16 protein-coding genes and 2 pseudogenes are annotated in these 18,360 nt (G+C 70.2%); 7 read left to right on the top strand and 11 right to left on the bottom strand.

What is annotated here, in order from left to right; translation table 11 throughout:
• Positions 1-3: 3 nt before the first annotated feature.
• Complete coding sequence (gene gdhA, locus V4Y04_RS22150; RefSeq protein ID WP_332430037.1) at positions 4-1,362, bottom strand: NADP-specific glutamate dehydrogenase; 1,359 nt, start codon at positions 1,360-1,362, stop codon at positions 4-6.
• A 339-nt stretch (positions 1,363-1,701) separates the two neighbouring features.
• Here gdhA and V4Y04_RS22145 point away from each other — a divergent pair, with 339 nt between their 5' ends.
• A complete protein-coding gene (locus V4Y04_RS22145) occupies positions 1,702-2,043 on the top strand; it encodes a hypothetical protein (protein ID WP_332430035.1) in 342 nt (113 codons plus the stop codon).
• A gap of 32 nt (positions 2,044-2,075) precedes the next feature.
• Here the strand turns inward: V4Y04_RS22145 and V4Y04_RS22140 are convergent, their stop codons facing one another.
• Positions 2,076-2,285 (bottom strand): DUF397 domain-containing protein, encoded by a 210-nt coding sequence (locus V4Y04_RS22140; protein ID WP_332430033.1) that lies wholly within the window; start codon positions 2,283-2,285, stop codon positions 2,076-2,078.
• Positions 2,282-3,158 (bottom strand): annotated as a pseudogene (locus tag V4Y04_RS22135) (helix-turn-helix domain-containing protein). The gene V4Y04_RS22140 and the pseudogene V4Y04_RS22135 overlap by 4 nt, the downstream one beginning before the upstream one ends.
• A gap of 156 nt (positions 3,159-3,314) precedes the next feature.
• Between V4Y04_RS22135 and dapF the strand changes: the two are divergent.
• From dapF to V4Y04_RS22115, 4 genes and pseudogenes are all read left to right on the top strand, one after another.
• Entirely contained in the window at positions 3,315-4,328 is a 1,014-nt protein-coding gene (gene dapF, locus V4Y04_RS22130; RefSeq protein ID WP_332430031.1) for a diaminopimelate epimerase, read from the top strand.
• Between the two features lie 248 nt (positions 4,329-4,576).
• Positions 4,577-5,569, top strand: a complete 993-nt coding sequence (locus tag V4Y04_RS22125) for a fatty acid desaturase (protein ID WP_332430029.1) — start codon at positions 4,577-4,579, stop codon at positions 5,567-5,569.
• A gap of 21 nt (positions 5,570-5,590) precedes the next feature.
• Positions 5,591-6,043 (top strand): ATP-binding protein, encoded by a 453-nt coding sequence (locus V4Y04_RS22120; RefSeq protein WP_443080196.1) that lies wholly within the window; start codon positions 5,591-5,593, stop codon positions 6,041-6,043.
• Positions 6,044-6,050: 7 nt separating this feature from the next.
• Positions 6,051-6,356, top strand: a pseudogene (locus V4Y04_RS22115) (helix-turn-helix domain-containing protein); the annotation flags it as partial.
• 182 nt (positions 6,357-6,538) lie between these two features.
• Here the strand turns inward: V4Y04_RS22115 and V4Y04_RS22110 are convergent.
• On the bottom strand, positions 6,539-7,198 hold the full coding sequence (locus V4Y04_RS22110) for a response regulator transcription factor (RefSeq protein WP_332430026.1): 660 nt from the start codon (positions 7,196-7,198) through the stop codon (positions 6,539-6,541).
• On the bottom strand, positions 7,171-8,460 hold the full coding sequence (locus V4Y04_RS22105) for a sensor histidine kinase (protein WP_332430024.1): 1,290 nt from the start codon (positions 8,458-8,460) through the stop codon (positions 7,171-7,173). Before V4Y04_RS22105 ends, V4Y04_RS22110 begins: the two co-directional genes overlap by 28 nt.
• A 195-nt stretch (positions 8,461-8,655) precedes the next feature.
• On the opposite strand from V4Y04_RS22105, the gene V4Y04_RS22100 reads away from it, so the two are divergent.
• Together V4Y04_RS22100 and V4Y04_RS22095 are read left to right on the top strand one after the other, a co-directional pair.
• Positions 8,656-9,393 carry an ABC transporter ATP-binding protein gene (locus tag V4Y04_RS22100; protein WP_332430023.1) on the top strand — a complete coding sequence of 246 codons (738 nt, stop codon included), beginning with the start codon at positions 8,656-8,658 and terminating at the stop codon, positions 9,391-9,393.
• Positions 9,387-11,840 carry an ABC transporter permease gene (locus V4Y04_RS22095; protein WP_332430022.1) on the top strand — a complete coding sequence of 818 codons (2,454 nt, stop codon included), beginning with the start codon at positions 9,387-9,389 and terminating at the stop codon, positions 11,838-11,840. Before V4Y04_RS22100 ends, V4Y04_RS22095 begins: the two co-directional genes overlap by 7 nt.
• A gap of 42 nt (positions 11,841-11,882) precedes the next feature.
• On the opposite strand, the gene V4Y04_RS22090 is transcribed toward V4Y04_RS22095, so the two are convergent.
• The 6 genes from V4Y04_RS22090 to V4Y04_RS22065 all read right to left on the bottom strand — a co-directional run bounded on the left by V4Y04_RS22090 (position 11,883) and on the right by V4Y04_RS22065 (position 18,349).
• The gene (locus tag V4Y04_RS22090) at positions 11,883-12,803 is read right to left on the bottom strand and encodes a hypothetical protein (RefSeq protein ID WP_332430021.1); all 921 of its coding nucleotides are present in this window, start codon (positions 12,801-12,803) and stop codon (positions 11,883-11,885) included.
• A 208-nt stretch (positions 12,804-13,011) separates the two neighbouring features.
• The gene (gene tuf, locus V4Y04_RS22085) at positions 13,012-14,205 is read right to left on the bottom strand and encodes an elongation factor Tu (RefSeq protein ID WP_332430019.1); all 1,194 of its coding nucleotides are present in this window, start codon (positions 14,203-14,205) and stop codon (positions 13,012-13,014) included.
• Between the two features lie 155 nt (positions 14,206-14,360).
• Entirely contained in the window at positions 14,361-16,487 is a 2,127-nt protein-coding gene (gene fusA / locus V4Y04_RS22080) for an elongation factor G (protein WP_332430018.1), read from the bottom strand.
• 39 nt (positions 16,488-16,526) lie between these two features.
• Complete coding sequence (rpsG, locus tag V4Y04_RS22075) at positions 16,527-16,997, bottom strand: 30S ribosomal protein S7 (protein WP_055597737.1); 471 nt, start codon at positions 16,995-16,997, stop codon at positions 16,527-16,529.
• Between the two features lie 2 nt (positions 16,998-16,999).
• Positions 17,000-17,371, bottom strand: coding sequence for a 30S ribosomal protein S12 (gene rpsL / locus V4Y04_RS22070; RefSeq protein ID WP_003948652.1), 372 nt, complete (start codon positions 17,369-17,371; stop codon positions 17,000-17,002).
• A gap of 510 nt (positions 17,372-17,881) precedes the next feature.
• Entirely contained in the window at positions 17,882-18,349 is a 468-nt protein-coding gene (locus tag V4Y04_RS22065; RefSeq protein WP_332430015.1) for a DUF1707 and DUF4190 domain-containing protein, read from the bottom strand.
• Positions 18,350-18,360 lie beyond the last annotated feature (11 nt).

The raw sequence follows: 18,360 nt of genomic DNA, 5'->3' as shown, positions 1-18,360 counted from the left end.
CCGTCAGATGACGCCCTGCGCCAGCACCGCGTCCGCGACCCGCTCGAAGCCGGCGATGTTCGCGCCCGTGACGTAGTCGCCGGGGGCGCCGTAGCGCTCGGCGGTCTCGGCGCAGGTGCGGTGGATGTCGATCATGATGCGGGCCAGCTCGTTCTCGACCTGGTCGGCCTTCCAGGTCGTACGCGACGCGTTCTGCGTCATTTCCAGGGCGCTGACCGCGACCCCGCCCGCGTTCGCGGCCTTGCCGGGGCCGAAGGCGACTCCGGCCTGCTGGAGGAGCTGCACGGCCTTCGGTGTCGTGGGCATGTTCGCGCCCTCCGAGACGGCCTTCACTCCGTTGCGGATGAGTGTGGCGGCCGCGTCCTCGTTCAGCTCGTTCTGCGTGGCCGACGGCAGGGCGATGTCGGCCGGGACCTCCCAGACCCGCCCGCCGGGCACGAACCGCGCGGAGGAGCCGCGCCGCTCGGCGTAGTCGCTCACCCGGCCGCGCTCGACCTCCTTGATCTGGCAGAGCAGCTCCAGGTCGATGCCCTTCTCGTCGACGACGTAGCCGCTGGAGTCGGAGCAGGTCACCGGGTTGGCACCGAGGGCGATGAGCTTCTGGATGGTGTAGAGCGCGACGTTTCCGGAGCCGGAGACCACCACGGTCTGACCCTCGAGGTCCTCGCCGCGCTCGTGCAGCATCGCCTCGGCGAACAGCACGTTGCCGTACCCGGTCGCCTCCGGCCGGATCAGCGAGCCGCCCCAGCCGGCGCGCTTGCCGGTCAGGACGCCGCCCTCCCAGCGGTTGGTGATCCGCCGGTACTGGCCGAACAGGTAGCCGATCTCGCGCGCGCCGACACCGATGTCACCCGCGGGCACGTCGGTGTACTCGCCGATGTGCCGGTACAGCTCCGTCATGAAGGACTGGCAGAAGCGCATGACCTCCGCGTCGCTGCGGCCCTGCGGGTCGAAGTCACTGCCGCCCTTGCCGCCGCCGATACCGAGGCCGGTCAGCGCGTTCTTGAAGACCTGCTCGAAGCCGAGGAACTTGATGATGCCGAGGTTCACGGAGGGGTGGAAGCGCAGGCCGCCCTTGTACGGGCCGAGGGCGCTGTTGTATTCGATCCGGAATCCGCGGTTGACGTGGACGCAGCCCTGGTCGTCCTGCCACGGCACCCGGAAAATGATCTGCCGCTCCGGCTCGATCAGCCGCTCGACGAGTCCCGGGTCCCGGTACTCGGAGCGTGCCGCGAGCGCCGGTCCGAGGCTGTCCAGCACCTCGCGTGCGGCCTGGTGGAACTCGTGTTCCGCCGGATTGCGGCGGACGATTTCGGCATGCAGGTGGGCGAGCGTTGTGGTGCGGTCGGGTCGTGAGGTCACGGGGTCCCTTTCTGGCGCGGCTGACACCGGAACGGGCCCGGTGATGGGCGCGCGGCGCCATTGCCTCGCGCGGGGACGGCGACTGCCCGGGGAGCCCTCGGTACGGCAGTCGACCCTTCAGTGTTACTCATGTGTTAAGCGGAAGGCTAAGGGTCCCGCGCGAATGTCCGCTATTCGAGACCCTTCGTGCAGAGTTCGGGACAGCTGACCGGGTTCAGGCCCTCCCTTTGCCATACCTACCCACATCACCTATATCGCCCCCTAGTCTTCCGGGACGGTGCTGCCCCCGTGTGGGGCGGTCGCCGATCGGGGCGGGGCGGGACGGGAGAACGGGGCGTCATGACAAGGGGTGGGGCGGCTGTGCGGCCGGGAATCGATGACACCGACGACGCGGCGGCCGACGACGGCGCCGACCTGACGCGCCCGGCCGACGGCGCGGCGCCCGTCGCCCCCGGCCAGCTGGTGGCCGTACGCAACCGCCCCTGGGTGGTGACGGAGGTGACCCGTTCCACCCTGACCACCGACGACCCCGCCCGCAGCGCCGAGCACCATCACGTGACCGTTCTCCATGCCGACGACGACTTCGCGGCCATCACCAAGGTGAGGCCGGACATCCCCATGATCCGGGGCGAAGCACGAAGCAACTGCCCCCGAGACACCACAGCGCCCCGTGCCCGGTAGCTACCAGGCGCGGGGCGCAAGCCGTTGGAATGTCAGCTCTCCGAGACATACGGCACGAAGTTCGCCCATGCACCAGGCGTGAGCGCCAGCCGAGGACCGTCAATGCTTTTGGAGTCGCGGACATGCACGGCGCCGGGGGTGACGGCAAGCTCAACGCAGGAGTTGCCGTCGTTGCCGCTGCTGTAGCTGCTCTTGAACCACGCCGGCTCGGAGGCGTCCCCGGCAGTGGGCTTGCGGATCATGTCTCTCCCAGCAGTTGTTCGATAGAGGCCAGCGATTCCCGAGGCGAGAGCGCCTGAGCTCGGATCGTGCCATACCGCAGCTCAAGGATGCGCAGGTGTTTGGGGTCCGAAGTCGGCCGACCATTGAATGCACCGTCGGACCGGCCGACCGCCGACCCGTCCTCGAACTTCAGCAACTCGATCGTGCCGTCCGTCCCGGAATGGGTCTCGCAGTCCATCGGCATCACCTGGAGCACGACGTTGTGCAACCGCCCCACCTCCAGCAGACGTTCGAGCTGCTGACGCCACACCATTGTGCCCCCCGATGGGACGACGCAGGACCCCCTCTTCCAGGACGAAGCTGAGCGCGGGTGCGGGTGAGCGTTCGAAGACCGTCCGCCGGGCGATGCGCGCAGCCACCATGCGTTCCACGTCGTCCGGTGAGTACGGCGGTTGTGCCGCCCCGATCACGGCTCGTGCGTGATCCGGTGTCTGCAACAGGCCGTTGACGCTGTTGCACTGGTACACGGCGATCTCAACCGCCCTGGCCTCCAGCTTCCCCAGCTCCCGCACCCTCTTCGGGTACCGGACCTTCTTCACGTCCTCCCAGGCCGCCGAGAGCAACCCACCCGCCCCCAACACCTCGTCGGCCCTGTCCAGATACTCCCGCCGAGGAATCCGCTTGCCGCCCTCGACCTTGTACACGAGGTCTTCCCCGTACCCGACCGCCACCCCGAACTCGCCGGCCCGCATCCCCACCGCCTCGCGCCGCAGCTTCAACTGCCGCCCGACGGTGGTGATCACGGCGACGCCCCACTCGTCGTCCGGATCGACCTCCCACCCCGGCTCGTCCGCCTCGCTCCTGAGCTGTACCGCCTCGCCGTCCACCGACATCCGCACCCCTCCTTGGTTCTCCGCGCCGTACCGCGACGCCCTACCCGTACCGACCGCCCCGACAGCCCGGACAGCACCGGACAACCACCGGACAGTCACTACACGCATCCGCTGAGTCACTTCTCACGGTACGCACACGCCAGCACGCTGAGTGACGTGAAGCAGAAATCGACTCTCCGACTCATCAAGGCCCACGGCTCCGGCAACGACATCTTCGTGACCGACGGCGCCCCACTCGCCCACTTCGCCACACCCCCCGAGCTCACCCGGGCCGTCGGGCGGCTCTGTGACCGCAGGCGGGGGCTGGGCGGGGACGGGGTGTACTTCGTGGCCTATCACGGGGACGGGACCTCGCGGGCCTGGTTCTACAACCCGGACGGGTCCGAGGCGCTGCTGTGCGGGAACGGGATGCGGTGCGCCGGGCGGATACTGCTCGACCGCCATCAGGCGGAGTCCGTCGTCATGCACCAGGGGCCGTACTCCTTCACCGTGCGCGACCGGGGCCGTACGCCGCACGGGGTGCGGGAGGTCTCCGTCGAGCTGCCCGCCGTCGACTTCGCTCCGGCCGATCCCATCGTGGCGGAGGCGGGCGCGCGCGGTGAGTACGTGGACCGGTTGCTGCCGGCCTTCCACCCGTCCCGGCGTGTGACGGCGGTCGCGGTGCCGAACTCACATCTGATCACGGTGATCGACTCCTACGACGAGGCGGAGCTGGTCGAGACGGGCCGCCGGGTGGCCGAATCGCCGACGGTGTTCCCCATCGGCGCCAACCTGTCCTTCGTGCTGCCGCTGTCCGACGCCGAGGTGTTCGTCCACACGTACGAGCGCGGCGCCGGTCTGACGCCGTCCTGCGGTTCGGGCATCGCCGCCTCCCGCGCCGCCCTGTCCCGCCTCGGGCTCGTGGAGCCGGACCGGCCGGTGACCGTGCGCAATCCCGGCGGCATCGCCCGGAGTCTGCTTCAGCCGGTCGGTGACGTGTGGCAGCCCGTCCTTGAGGGCAACGCGACCATCGTCTACGAGACCGAGCTGGACACCGCCGTGCTTCTCGGCGACGGCCCCGTGGAGTACGCGGGCGCGGCGCACCTGGCCGAAATCGGCGCGTTCGCGGAGCTGAGCGGGGAAAACATGAAGGTGTTGCACGAGGCGGGGATTCACCCGAGCGAGGTCTGACCGAGCACTGCGCCCACTGCGCCTTCCGCGCGCCGGTCCGGCCGGCCCGGGACGGACGGCGGGAGGGGCGGGCGGCGTGACGGCGTTGTGGGCGGGGTGGGCGGTCGTCGCGGCGGGGATCGCGCTGCGGCAGGTGGACCGGTGGTGGTTCAGTACCGTCGCCCGGGGCCGCCCCGGGCGTCCCGGCCCGGACTCGCTGCGGGCCGTGATGGGACTCCAGCGGGAGCGGCTGAACGACGTCACCCCGGTTGCTGCTGCTCCTCGGGCAGTGGCTGGAGCTGGCCGGGTGGGGGCTCGTCGCGGTACACGGCGGTCCGGCCTTGTGGGTGGCCGCGGCGCTCGCGGGAGCGGTCGCGTTGCGCAGGCTGCAGGAGATCAGCCACTTCGCCGTGCACGGTGTGCTCGCACGCGGCCGCCGGACGAACACGCTGCTCGCCGAAGCCGCCGTCCATGTACCGCCCGGCTTCGAACCCGTGGCCGTACGCCGCCGCCGGCACGTACGCGAGCACCACCCGAACGCGACGGTCGCCGGGGCCGACCCGAACCTGGCGGAGTTGCACCGGGCGGGCCTGCGGGCGGGGGCCGGAACGGCACGGTACGCGCTCGGCATGGTCCACCCGCTCACTCCGGCCGGAATGTGGGGCACCGTACTGAGCATGGCCGCCCTGTGGCGGGAGCCGGGTGCCGGGCGGCTGCGGGCAGCCGGGCCGGTGGCCGTGGCGGCGGCCCTGGCACTGGCCCTCGGCTGGCAGGCGGCGGTGTTCGTGTTCCTGCTTCCCCGTCTGCTGCTGTATCCGCAGCTCGCCTGGATGTCGCTGCTGGTCGAGCACCGCTGGTTCGACCCCGAGCCGGTCACCGGCCCGCCGGTCGCGGTGGAGGCGGGCCGCTGTCTGCGGCTGTACCCGCGCAACGCGCTGCTCGCCCTGCTGGCGCGGGGCACCTGGCTGCCCTTCGGCGACCTCTACCACTTCGCGCACTCCGCGCACCCGGCGGTGCGCTGGAACTACCTGCCCGTGCTGGAGCGTTGTCTGCGTGGGCCGGCGTACCGGCCGCACGCGCTGCTCCTCGGCGAGTCCGCCGTACTGCGCCGCCACCGGCGTGCGCTCGCGGTCCGCCCGGCAGCCATGCGCCCCACAGCCGTGGGCCCCACAGTCGTGAGCCCACGTCACGGCCCCGACAGCCCGGACGGCACCGGACACGGCACAGACAGTCACCGTACGCGCCCTGTTTATTACTCGTAGCGACCGGTGCGGGCCGTCACTCTGGATGACGTGCATCAGGAAACCGCCGGCATCACGGCTCAACCGACCAGCCACTTCCCCCACTTCAGCGTGCTGCTGTCCTCCACTCCGCGCAGTGCCCGCCTCGCCCGTCTCCTCGCGGACGCCCAACTCCGCGACTGGGGATACGACTCGGACGCCGCCCGCCTGGTCGTGGCCGAACTGGCCAACAACGCCGTCACCCACGGCCGTGTCCCGGGCCGGGACTTCCGCCTCGCGCTCCACGTGGTCGACGGCATGCTCCGTATCGAGGTCACCGACACGCGCGGCGAACTCCTGCCCGAGCTCCAACCGCCCTCCGCCGACTCGGAGTCGGGCCGCGGCCTGCTCCTCCTGGAGGCGCTCGCGGACCGCTGGGGCGTGACCGAGGACCTCTTCCCGCGCAAGACCGTCTGGGCCGAACTGCGCCTCACACCACCGGAACCCACGTCCTGAGGCTCCGGTGCCGTGGGTGCCTTACCAACCCCGCCACACCACCCGCTTCGCGGTGATCGGCAACCACCTCACCCAGCACGCGGAGCTGTCGCTCCTGGCGATCGGCCTCGGCTGCCACATCCAGTCGCTGCCCACCGGTGCCGATGCCGACATCAAGTCGCTCACCACCCGCTTCCCCGAGGGCCCCACCCGCATCGCCGCCGCCCTGCGCGAGCTGGAGGCCCACGGCTACCTGCGCCGCGAACGCGTCCGCACCCCCGCAGGCCGGATCATCACTCGCACGGTCTCCTGCAACCAGCCGAAGGCCACCCGCCCCCGCTCCGCCTGAAGACCGGCGTGATGGTGGTCGACGGTTCGTCGGACGAACCGGTCTCCTTCGATCCGGCCGGCGTCCACCGGTTGCATGTGATCCGCTACCGCTGACGGCAGCGTAACGGCGCGTGACGGGCAGCCCGGCGTCACGCGCCGGTTGCTCCCTCCGCACGGTGCGCCACCTCAGGCCCGCAGATACGCCAGGACCGCCAGCACCCTGCGGTGCGTCTCGGTCGCCGGAGGCAGGTCGAGCTTGGTGAGGATGCTGCCGATGTGCTTGCCCACGGCCGCTTCGGAGACGACGAGTTCGCGGGCGATGGCGCCGTTGGACCTGCCCTCCGCGATCAGGGCCAGCACCTCCCGCTCGCGCGGGCTGAGCCGCTCCAGGGGGTCGCGGCGGCGGCGCAGCAACTGGCGTACCACCTCCGGGTCGACGACCGTGCCGCCGTCCGCGACCTCGGCCAGCGCGTCGACGAACTCCTCGACCTGGCCGACGCGGTCCTTCAGCAGGTAGCCGACGCCCGTGCCGTTGCCGGAGTCCAGCAGTTCGACGGCGTACGCCCGCTGCACGTACTGGCTGAGGACGAGGACGGGCAGGGCGGGACGCTCCTCCCGCAGCCGTACCGCCGCGTGCAGGCCCTCGTCCTGGAAGCCGGGCGGCATGCGGACGTCCGTCACAACGATGTCCGGGGCGTGTTCCCCCACGGCGGCAACGAGCCCCTCCGCGTCGCCCACAGCCGCCACGACCTCGTGGCCGAAGCGGGTGAGCAGGCCGGTCAGGCCGTCCCGCAGCAGCACACTGTCCTCGGCCAGTACTACGCGAAGCGTTCGGTCCACTCGCAAGGAATCTCCACGCACAACAGGGTCGGGCCGCCCGGCGGGCTGGACAGGGAGAGTCTGCCATCCAGTACGGACACCCGGTCGGCGAGCCCGGTCAGTCCACTGCCCGCCCCGGCCTCGGCGCCGCCCCGGCCGTCGTCGCGGATCTCCAGGAACAGCCGGCCGTCGCGGTGCCCGCCGGTCACCTCCGCGCGGTCGGCGCCGCTGTGCCTGGCCGTGTTGGCGAGGGCCTCGCAGACCACGAAGTAGGCGGCTGCCTCGACCGCTTGGGGCAGCCGTCCGGACAGCTCCAGACGGACGTCGACGGGGACGACGGACCGGTCGGCGGCATCGTCGACGGCCGCCTTGAGGCCGTAGTCGGCCAGCACTTTGGGATGGATGCCGTGGATCAGCTCGCGCAGCTCCTCCAATGCCTTCCCCGCCTCCCCGTGGGCCTTGGCCAGCTGGTCGGCGAGAGGGCCGGGCGGTGCGTCCAGACGGGCCAGGCCGAGGGCCATCGTCAGGGCGACGAGGCGCTGTTGTGCGCCGTCGTGCAGGTCGCGTTCGATCCGGCGCCGCTCGGATTCGAAGGCATCGACCAAACGCACACGTGAGCGCGTGAGTTCGACGATCCTGTCCCCCAGGTCACCACCACGCGGGGCCACCAGGAAGCGGGTGAGCTCGGCCCGCACGCCCGCCGCCAGGCCCAGCGCGTAGGCGCCGAGGGCGAGGAGCAGCAGCCCCAGCACCGCCATGCCGAACGCGGTCGGCCAGGTGGTGACCGTCCACTGCTTGAGCACCTTCGCCTCCTCGCCCTCACCGACGGTGGCCATCAGCAGCGGGGTGGCGACCGTGGAGAGCGGCAGGACCAGGGCCGTGGTGACGACGAGGGCGTCCACCGGCCAGAGCAGGCCGGCGAACAGCAGGGCGTAGCCGAGCTCCCGCCAGGTCGCCCGCTCCCGCAGCCGGGTGGTCAGCCAGGCCCACAGCCCCGTGGCGGTGGGCTGCCGGTGCCGGCCGGGTGCGGGGTCGCGGTCGACCAGGCGCAGCCGGTGCCGTTCCACCTGGGCGACGGGCAGGCCCGCGAGGGCGGTGAGGACCAGCAGCGGCAGACCCACCACGACGACGGCGAGGACACCGCCGGCGGCCGCCGCGGCCACGATCCCCACCAGGGTCACGGCACCGGCCACCACCCCGGTCACCAGGTAGGCGGCCGCACGCCACGGCCACGCCGACAGCAGGAAGCCGGGGGCGGACATGGCCTGCCACACATTCCGGGGGTGCATGCGGATCACCGTAGAACTCCCGCGTGCGGCCGGACCACCGGTCCAGGGGGCCTGCTGGGGGTATGGCCCGCCCTACCCCGGTTCTCGCCCCTGCCGCACTGCGCCGGGGGGACCGCGGGCGGTTTCGTGGGGTCATCGACAAAGAAGCCGCCCGCCGGATGCGCGGGAGGCCCGGCACCCGACGAGCGGGGACGAATGAACGACGACGCGATCCGGTTGCGCTCCGTCAGCAGACGGTACGGGTCGGACGACAGCACCGTGACGGCCCTCGACGAGGTCTCCCTCGCCTTCCCCCGGGGTACCTTCACCGCCGTGATGGGCCCCTCCGGCTCGGGCAAGTCGACCCTCCTGCAGTGCGCCGCCGGCCTGGACCGGCCCACGTCGGGATCGGTCGTCGTCGGCGGCACCGAGCTGACCGGGCTGAGCGAGAGGAGGCTGACCCTGCTGCGCCGTGAGCGCATCGGGTTCGTGTTCCAGGCGTTCAACCTGCTGCCGTCGCTGACCGCCGCACAGAACGTGGCGCTCCCCCTGCGCCTGGCCGGCCGCCGCCCCTCCCGGGCGCAGGTGCGCGAGGCGCTCGCCCAGGTCGGCCTCGGCGACCGGGCCCGGCACCGGCCCACGGAGCTGTCCGGCGGCCAGCAGCAGCGCGTCGCCCTGGCCCGCGCGCTGATCACCCGCCCCGAGGTGCTGTTCGGCGACGAACCCACCGGTGCCCTGGACTCGCGGACCGGGCGCGAGGTGCTGGCGTTGCTGCGCACCATGGTCGACCGCGAGGGCCGGACCGTCATCATGGTCACGCACGACCCGGTGGCCGCCTCCTGCGCCGACCGCGTGGTCTTCCTCGTCGACGGCCGGGTCCACGGCGAACTGGCCGGGGCCGGAGCCGATGGCATCGCCGCGCACATGACCCGGCTGGAGACCGTCCCGTGCTGAGCGTCACCCTGTGCACCCTGCGCACCCGCTGGACCACCTTCGTCGGCAGCTTCGTCGCGCTGTCGCTGGGTGTCGCACTGCTCGTCGTCATGGGGCTGGCCCTGGCCTCCTCGCTGGACGCGCCGAACCGCACGCCGGAGCGATTCGCCGCCGCGCCGGTCGTGGTCCGGGGCCAGGACACCCTGCGGGTGCCGACACCGGTCGGTGCCCGTACGCAGGAACTGGCGCAGCCGCGTGCCGTGCCCGCCGGGGCGGTCTCGAAACTGGAGAAGCTCGGCCGGGTCGTCGAGGACCGGTCCTTCGCGGTACGCGCCGAGGGCGCGCCCGGTGACCTGGTGGGCCACCCCTGGTCCACCGCCGCGTTCGCCCCGTACGAGATAGCGGCGGGCCGCGCGCCGCGCACGGCCGACGAGGTCGTCGTCACCGGCGGCTGGGCCGAGCCGGGCGAGCGGGTCCGCACGGACCGGGGCACCGTACGGGTCGTGGGCACCGTGCCCGACCGCGGCTTCGAGAACGCCGTCTTCCACACCGACGCGCGCGCCGCCCGGCTCTCCCCGCTCAGCGTGCAACTGATCGTCGACGCGGACGCGTCGGCGGTGCGGGACGCGGTGCGCGACAGCGCGGGCGTGCGGGTGCTCACCGGGGACGACCGCCGGTACGCCGACGCCGAACCCGACCGGGACAGCGAGGCGCTGACCGCGATGAACTCCCTGTTCGGCACGGCCGGCGGGGTCACCACGTTCGTCTCGGTGTTCGTCGTGGCGTCCACGTTCGCCTTCCCGGTCGCCCAGCGGCGGCGGGAGTTCGGGCTGCTGCGCACGGCCGGGGCGACACCGGGGCAGATCCGCAGGATGGTGCTGGCCGAGGCCCTCGGGGTCGGCGTGCTCGCCTCCGCGGCCGGCTGCGTGCTCGGCTCGTACGGTGCGCCGCACCTGGCCGCGTGGGTGGTCGACGGCGGACTGGCACCGGCCTGGTTCACCATCGGCGACCACACCTGGCCCTACCACATGGCCTTCTGGACAGGGCTCCTCGTCGCCCTGTGCGGAGTGGTCGCGGCGTCCTGGCGGGCCGGCCGGACCGGCCCCACCGAGGCCATGCGCGAGGCGTCCGTCGACACCGGGGCGATGACCCCGGGCCGGTGGCTGTCCGGTCTCGGGCTGCTGCTGACCGCCCTGGTGACGCTCGGCATCACCCTGGCCGATGACCCCGGCGACCTGCTGCACCGCAAGACCTATGTGAGCCGGCCGATGCTGCTGATCACCGCGGTGGCGCTGCTCGCGCCCCTCCTGGTGCGTCCGCCTACCCGGCTGCTGGCCTGGCTGCCTGCCCGGTTGCCGGGCGCCACGGGCATGCTGGTGCGCGAGAACGCGGCCGCCGGCGTACGCCGCACCGCGGCCATCGCGGCGCCGGTGCTCGTCACGGTCGCCCTCGCGGGCTCACTGCTCGGCGCCACCGCGACCCTGAACGAGGCCAAGGCCACCGAGACGCGCGAGCGGACCGCCGACTTCGTGGTCACCGCGCCGGACGGCGCGGGCTTCGACGCGCGGACCGTGCAACGGCTGCGCGCCGTGCCCGGCGCCGAGGTGTCACCGACCTCGTCGAGCGCGGTGTACGTCCTGGAGGAGGGCATGGTCCTCCTCGAGTCCGACGCACGCGCCGCCGTCCCCGAGGCCCTGACCGCCACCACCCGGCTGCCGATCGCCGCGGGGAGGATGTCCGACCTCGACGACGGTTCGATCATCGTCAACGAGGAGTGGGAACAACACTCCCTCGGTCGGAACGTGCGGGTGTGGCTCGGGGACGGCACCGAAAAGACGCTGCGGATCGCCGCGGTGATGACCACCGGCACCGGTGACAACGGCGTCTACGTCACTCCCGCCAACGCTCCCGGCGCCCCCGTCGACCGGGTGGACGTGGCCCTGGCCGACGGCGCCGACGCCGGAGCCGTGGCCGCCGGGCTGCGCGAGGCGGTGCGGCCGGCCGGCGGACAGGTGCTCGGCAAGGACGAATGGGTCGCGGCCACCTCTCCGCAGACCAACCGTCCGACCCGGCTCGGTCTTCTGCTGATCCTCGGCATCGCCCTGCTCTACACCGGCATCTCCCTGGTCAACACCATGATGATGGCGACTTCCGACCGGGTCCGGGACCTGGCGGTGCTGCGGCTGGCCGGGGCCACCAAGGGGCAGGTGCTGCGGCTGGTGGGCGCCGAGTCGCTGATGGTCGTGGTGGTCGGCGCTCTCCTGGGGCTGCTCGTCACCGGAGTCAACCTGGCCGGGATGTGGGCGGCGCTGGGGCTGCTCTCGGTGCGCCCCGCACTCGAACTGCCATGGGCGGCGATCGGCGCGGTCGTCACCGCCTGTGCGTTCCTCGCGGTACTCGCGTCGGTCGCCCCGGCCTGCCTGGCCCTGCGGCGTCGTCCGGTGGAACTCGCGGGCATCCGTGAATGACCACCTGCGACACCTCGCTGCCGCGCCGCCGGACCTCCCGCCCTACGCGGTCTCTCGGTCCCCCTCCGGCGCGAAGACCTCCGCCGCCGACGTGGCCGTGATCGCCCGCATGAACCAGACATCCAGCACGCCCAGATCACCGCACCCGGCAATACGCTCCCGCTCCCCCTCCGACACCTCGACCCCTCGGCCGTCGAGCAGCCGCAGGATGTCTTCCACCCGGCCCTCCACCCGGCCCTCGTCACGGCCCTCCACCCGGCCCTCCGCCCGAAGCCTCTGAGCAGTCTCCGACTGGAAGAAAGAGAGGTCGACAGCCATCAGGTGCCTCCAGAGATCCGCGGCCGGCGTCTTGCCGAGGCCTTGTTCAGTGAGTTCGATGAAGGTGCCCGCGGTGTCCTCGTCGTCGGCCGACAAGCCCTTCAGTGCCTTTGCCAGCGCACTCAGTATGGCATCGGCGTCCGGATCCCGGCGGTGCAGAGCCGCCGACAGGACCGTGAGCGGAATGTCGCGAGCGGCCTCGTCGGGGCTGGCGATCACCGGCAGACTGTCCGGCCCCAGGACCAGAGGACGCAGGGTGAGCGAGGGCCACTGCGGCGGGCCGATGTCGACCTGCCGGGCCGCCCAGGCCGCGGTGGACCGGTCCGCGCAGACGACGAGGAGGACCGGGGGAATGCCGTACTTGGCGTACAGGTGGGAGAGATAGTACGCCCGGTTCGCGGGCTTGTCGGGGGCCCGTTTCCCCTGGGACTCGACCGCCAGGATGAACTCGCCGTCCTCGGTGTCCATCCTCAGCAGCGTGTCCACCCGTCGCTCCATCGGACGGTTCTCCGTGAGGTCGGTGGGAAGCGGGGAGGCGGAAACAGGCGGCGGGAAGAAAACACCGAGCCCTCTGACGGCACGGGCGAAAAGGCCCGGGTCCTCCTGGAAGATCCGGTGCAGGGCCTCATGGGATGAGCTGAGCATGATCCAAAACTAGGGCGGCCTCCCGCCCTACGGGCACATATGCCGATCCTTCCCGCGATCGGGTGACAGGCAGGGCACGGAGGTTGACACCACCGGCTACCGGCCACCTGGCACCTGCAACGCGAAAAGGCCCGCACGACCGAAGTCGTGCGGGCCCTCTCAGGTGCTCGCAGTGGAGCTACCAGGTCGATCGGCAAGCAGCCGGAGCTTACTTGTTGATCTTGGTGACCTGGCCGGCGCCCACGGTCCGGCCACCCTCACGGATGGCGAACTTCAGGCCCTCTTCCATGGCGATCGGCTGGATGAGCTCCACCTTCATCTCGGTGTTGTCACCCGGCATGACCATCTCGGTGCCCTCGGGGAGGGTCACGACGCCGGTCACGTCCGTCGTACGGAAGTAGAACTGCGGGCGGTAGTTGTTGAAGAAGGGGGTGTGACGGCCACCCTCGTCCTTCGACAGGATGTAGGCCTGGGCCTCGAACTCGGTGTGCGGGGTGACCGAACCGGGCTTGATGATGACCTGGCCGCGCTCGACGTCCTCGCGCTTGATGCCGCGGAGCAGCAGGCCGACGTTCTCACCGGCCTGGCCCTCGTCGAGCAGCTTGCGGAACATCTCGATACCGGTGACCGTGGTGGTGGTCTTGTCCTGCTTGATACCGATGATGTCAACGGTCTCGTTGACCTTCAGGATACCGCGCTCGATACGGCCGGTGACGACCGTACCGCGACCGGTGATCGTGAAGACGTCCTCGACCGGCATGAGGAACGGCTTGTCGACGTCACGCTCGGGCTGCGGGATGGCCTCGTCCACGGCCTTCATCAGGTCGAGGACGGTGTTGCCCCACTCCTTGTCGCCCTCGAGCGCCTTCAGCGCCGAGACCTTGACGACCGGAACGTCGTCGCCCGGGAACTCGTACTCGGAGAGCAGCTCACGGACCTCGAGCTCGACGAGCTCCAGGATCTCCTCGTCGTCCACCATGTCGGCCTTGTTCAGGGCGACGACGATGTACGGAACGCCGACCTGGCGGGCCAGGAGCACGTGCTCCTTGGTCTGCGGCATCGGGCCGTCGGTGGCGGCGACGACGAGGATGGCGCCGTCCATCTGCGCCGCACCCGTGATCATGTTCTTGATGTAGTCCGCGTGACCGGGGCAGTCGACGTGGGCGTAGTGACGCGACTCGGTCTGGTACTCGACGTGCGAGATCGAGATCGTGATACCACGCTGACGCTCTTCAGGCGCCTTGTCGATCATGTCGAAGGCCGAGGCCTCGTTCAGGTCGGGGTACGCGTCGTGCAGCACCTTGGTAATGGCGGCCGTGAGGGTCGTCTTACCGTGGTCGATGTGACCGATGGTGCCGATGTTGACGTGCGGCTTAGTCCGCTCGAACTTCGCCTTCGCCACTGGGGTCCTCCTGTGGAGTGGTTCTGTACGCCTTACTCATCGGCGCCAGGTGATCTTTGCTGGAAAGCCCGGGGCCGGGGGCATTCCACCGGTTCGCGGTGGAATGCCCCAAGCAAGGCTCCGGGGTCAAGCCTAAAGCGTGTGAACGGAGACCGTTACTCGCCCTTGGCCTTCGCGATGATCTCCTCGGCGACGTTCCGCGGAACCTCGGCGTAGGAGTCGAACTGCATCGAGTAGCTTGCGCGACCCGACGTCTTGCTGCGGAGGTCCCCGACGTAGCCGAACATCTCCGAAAGGGGCACGAGGCCCTTCACGACGCGGGCACCGGCCCGCTCCTCCATGGCCTGGATCTGGCCACGGCGGGAGTTGATGTCGCCGATGACCTCACCCATGTAGTCCTCGGGCGTGGTGACCTCGACGGCCATCATCGGCTCGAGGAGCACGGGCGAAGCCTTGCGCGCGGCCTCCTTGAAGGCCTGCGAACCGGCGATCTTGAAGGCGAGCTCGGAGGAGTCCACCTCGTGGTAGCCACCGTCGATGAGCGTGACGCGAACGCCCGTCATCTCGTAGCCCGCGAGGATACCGAACTGCATGGCCTCCTGCGCGCCGGCGTCCACCGAAGGAATGTACTCCTTCGGGATACGGCCACCGGTCACCTTGTTCACGAACTCGTACGAGGCGTCGCCGCCCTCGATGGGCTCGATCGCGATCTGCACCTTGGCGAACTGACCGGTACCACCGGTCTGCTTCTTGTGGGTGTAGTCCACGCGCTCGACGGCCTTGCGGATCGTCTCACGGTAGGCGACCTGCGGCTTGCCGACGTTGGCCTCGACCTTGAACTCACGGCGCATACGGTCGACCAGCACCTCGAGGTGCAGCTCGCCCATACCACCGATGATGGTCTGGCCGGTCTCCTCGTCCGAGTGGACCTGGAAGGACGGGTCCTCCTCGGCCAGGCGCTGGATCGCGACGCCCAGCTTCTCCTGGTCACCCTTCGACTTGGGCTCGATGGCGACCTGGATGACCGGCGCCGGGAAGTCCATGGACTCCAGGATCACCGGCTGCTTGTCGTCGGACAGCGTCTCACCGGTGGTGGTCTGCTTCAGGCCCATGACGGCGACGATGTCGCCGGCGCCCACCGACGCGATCTCCTCACGCTTGTTCGCGTGCATGCGGTAGATCTTGCCGATGCGCTCCTTCTTGCCCTTGACGGAGTTCAGCACGGCGGTGCCGGACTCCAGGCGGCCCGAGTAGACCCGGACGTAGGTGAGCTTGCCGAGGTGCGGGTCGCTCGCGATCTTGAACGCGAGGGCCGACAGCGGCTCGTCCTCGGACGGCTTGCGCTTGACCACGACCGCGGGGTCCTTGACGTCGTGGCCCTCGATGGCCTCGATGTCGAGCGGGGTCGGGAGGTAGCGCACGACCGCGTCGAGCAGGGGCTGGACGCCCTTGTTCTTGAACGCGGTGCCACAGAACACCGGGGTGACCGTGATCTCGTCGGACTTGCCGGACGCGATGGTGATACGACGGATCGCGGCGTGCAGCTGCTCCTCGGTGGGCTCCTGGCCCTCCAGGTACAGCTCCATGATCTCTTCGTCGTTCTCCGCGACGGCCTCGATCAGCTTGCCGCGCCACTCCTCGGCGGCCTCGACGTGCGTGGCCGGGATGTCGACGACGTCGTACATCTCGCCCTTGGCGGCCTCGGCGGACCACACGAACGCCTTCATGCGGACCAGGTCCACGACGCCCGTGAAGTCGGCCTCGGCACCGATCGGCAGCTGCATGACCAGCGGCTGCGCACCCAGGCGGTTCTTGATCATGTCGACGCAGCGGTGGAAATCCGCGCCGGTACGGTCAAGCTTGTTGACGAAGCAGATACGCGGCACGCCGTAACGGTCGGCCTGACGCCACACCGTCTCGGACTGCGGCTCGACACCGGCGACACCGTCGAACACGGTCACGGCACCGTCGAGCACACGCAGGGAACGCTCCACCTCTACGGTGAAGTCGACGTGCCCCGGGGTGTCGATGATGTTGATCGTGTAGTCGTTGTCCTCGAGCGGCCAGTGACAGGTGGTCGCAGCAGAGGTGATCGTGATGCCACGCTCCTGCTCCTGCTCCATCCAGTCCATCGTGGCGGAACCCTCGTGGGTCTCACCGATCTTGTACGACACGCCGGTGTAGAACAGGATCCGCTCGGTGGTGGTCGTCTTGCCCGCGTCGATGTGGGCCATGATCCCGATGTTGCGGACATGGGCCAGGTCAAGTGAAGTAGTAGCCATAAGGCTTCGGTCTTCTCTCGGTCTCGATGTGGGTAGCGACTACCAGCGGTAGTGCGCGAAGGCCTTGTTGGACTCGGCCATCTTGTGCGTGTCCTCGCGCTTCTTCACCGCGGCACCGAGGCCGTTGCTGGCGTCGAGGAGCTCGTTGAGCAGGCGCTCGGTCATGGTCTTCTCGCGACGGGCGCGGGAGTAACCCACCAGCCAGCGCAGCGCCAGGGTGTTGGCACGGCCGGGCTTGACCTCGATCGGCACCTGGTAGGTGGCGCCACCGACACGGCGGGACTTGACCTCGAGGGTCGGCTTGATGTTCTCGAGAGCGCGCTTCAGCGTGATGACCGGGTCGTTGCCGGTCTTCTCGCGAAGGCCCTCCATGGCGCCGTAGACGATGCGCTCGGCGGTGGAGCGCTTACCGTTCATCAGCACCTTGTTGATGAGCGACGTGACAAGAGGAGAACCGTAGACCGGGTCGATGATGACCGGGCGCTTCGGGGCGGGGCCCTTACGAGGCATTCTTACTTCTCCTTCTTGGCGCCGTAGCGGCTGCGGGCCTGCTTGCGGTTCTTGACACCCTGGGTGTCGAGCGAACCGCGGATGATCTTGTAGCGAACACCCGGCAGGTCCTTCACACGGCCGCCGCGCACGAGCACGATGGAGTGCTCCTGCAGGTTGTGTCCCTCACCCGGAATGTAAGCAGTGACCTCGATACCGCTGGTCAGACGCACACGCGCGACCTTGCGCAGGGCCGAGTTCGGCTTCTTCGGGGTGGTCGTGAACACGCGCGTGCAGACGCCACGGCGCTGGGGCGAACCCTCGAGTGCGGGCGTCTTGTTCTTCTCGACCTTGTCCTGCCGGCCCTTCCGGACCAGCTGCTGGATCGTAGGCACTACTTCTCCGGTTTCTGTGTGCCGAATGGTGAAGCTAACCTGGAACATTCCCCGACCCACGCGGTCGGGTGTGTCGAATCTCGCGGACTCCCGCCGCACGGCAGAAAGAAACGCATGATCGCGATGGCCGTTCACAGCCCCCGATACGGGTGATGGCACGCACGGAGACCAGGGCACACCCCAGGCACAAGGTCTGAGCGTACCTATAGCATTGGCTGCGGTCAAAACAAATGGGCCCTCACCCCATCGCCGCGCGAAGCGAGTGAAGCCCGAACACGGGTAATGATCTTCGAATGGGCGGTCTCCGGCCCTTCGGACCCCCACCGGACGCCGGCCAGACATCACCCGCACGCCGGCCGGACAGCGACCGGACGCCACCGAATCCCAGCCGCACGCCGACCGGACACCGCCCGGACCACAGCCGCACGCCGACCGGACCCCGCCATACGCCGGCCAGACAACGGCCGGATCCCGGCCGCACGCCGCCCGGACAACGCCCGGACCTCTTCCCTACCCGCCGCCGGCCAGGACCATCAGCATGATCAGCAGGGCCCAGCCGACCGTGGACAGCCAGCCGAACGCCAGTCCGGTCAGCGCGTACGCGTCGCCGGCGTCGCCCGTCCGCCGGATCTCCGCGCGGGCCGTGTGCCCGAGGATCACGGCCGGAATACCGGTCAGGCCACCCGTCGCCAGACACAGCAGCCCGCACACCATGGACCCGACCGCCTTCTCATTGGTCTTCGGCGGCCGGGGCAGGAACGTCGCCGTCGCCATCGGAGCGACGTACTGCACCGGCGCGGTCTGCGGTACGGGGCCCTGCGGCAGATCGGACACCAGCAGCGCCAGATCCGCCACCGTGCGCGCCTGGTAGGCCCTGGCCACCCGCCGCTCGAGTTCCTGCTGGTCCAGCCGGCCCTCGGCGAACCCGGCCCGGAGCACGTCCACGGTGCGCTCCCGGTCCGCGTGCGAGGCCAGCATCGGAGGCCCGC

Source organism: Streptomyces sp. P9-A2 (genome assembly GCF_036634175.1).
Classification (GTDB): Bacteria; Actinomycetota; Actinomycetes; order Streptomycetales; family Streptomycetaceae; genus Streptomyces; species Streptomyces pratens.
This window is presented reverse-complemented; position numbering and strand designations above follow the sequence as displayed.

Bases quoted from the DNA above. Each gene is read 5' to 3' on its own strand.
- V4Y04_RS22090 (WP_332430021.1), bottom strand. From the start codon at position 12,803: ATGCTCAGCTCATCCCATGAGGCCCTGCACCGGATCTTCCAGGAGGAC.
- V4Y04_RS22105 (WP_332430024.1), bottom strand. From the start codon at position 8,460: ATGCACCCCCGGAATGTGTGGCAGGCCATGTCCGCCCCCGGCTTCCTG.
- rpsG (WP_055597737.1), bottom strand. From the start codon at position 16,997: ATGCCTCGTAAGGGCCCCGCCCCGAAGCGCCCGGTCATCATCGACCCG.
- V4Y04_RS22140 (WP_332430033.1), bottom strand. From the start codon at position 2,285: ATGATCCGCAAGCCCACTGCCGGGGACGCCTCCGAGCCGGCGTGGTTC.
- V4Y04_RS22145 (WP_332430035.1), top strand. From the start codon at position 1,702: ATGACAAGGGGTGGGGCGGCTGTGCGGCCGGGAATCGATGACACCGAC.
- V4Y04_RS22065 (WP_332430015.1), bottom strand. From the start codon at position 18,349: ATGCTGGCCTCGCACGCGGACCGGGAGCGCACCGTGGACGTGCTCCGG.
- fusA (WP_332430018.1), bottom strand. From the start codon at position 16,487: ATGGCTACTACTTCACTTGACCTGGCCCATGTCCGCAACATCGGGATC.
- V4Y04_RS22100 (WP_332430023.1), top strand. From the start codon at position 8,656: ATGAACGACGACGCGATCCGGTTGCGCTCCGTCAGCAGACGGTACGGG.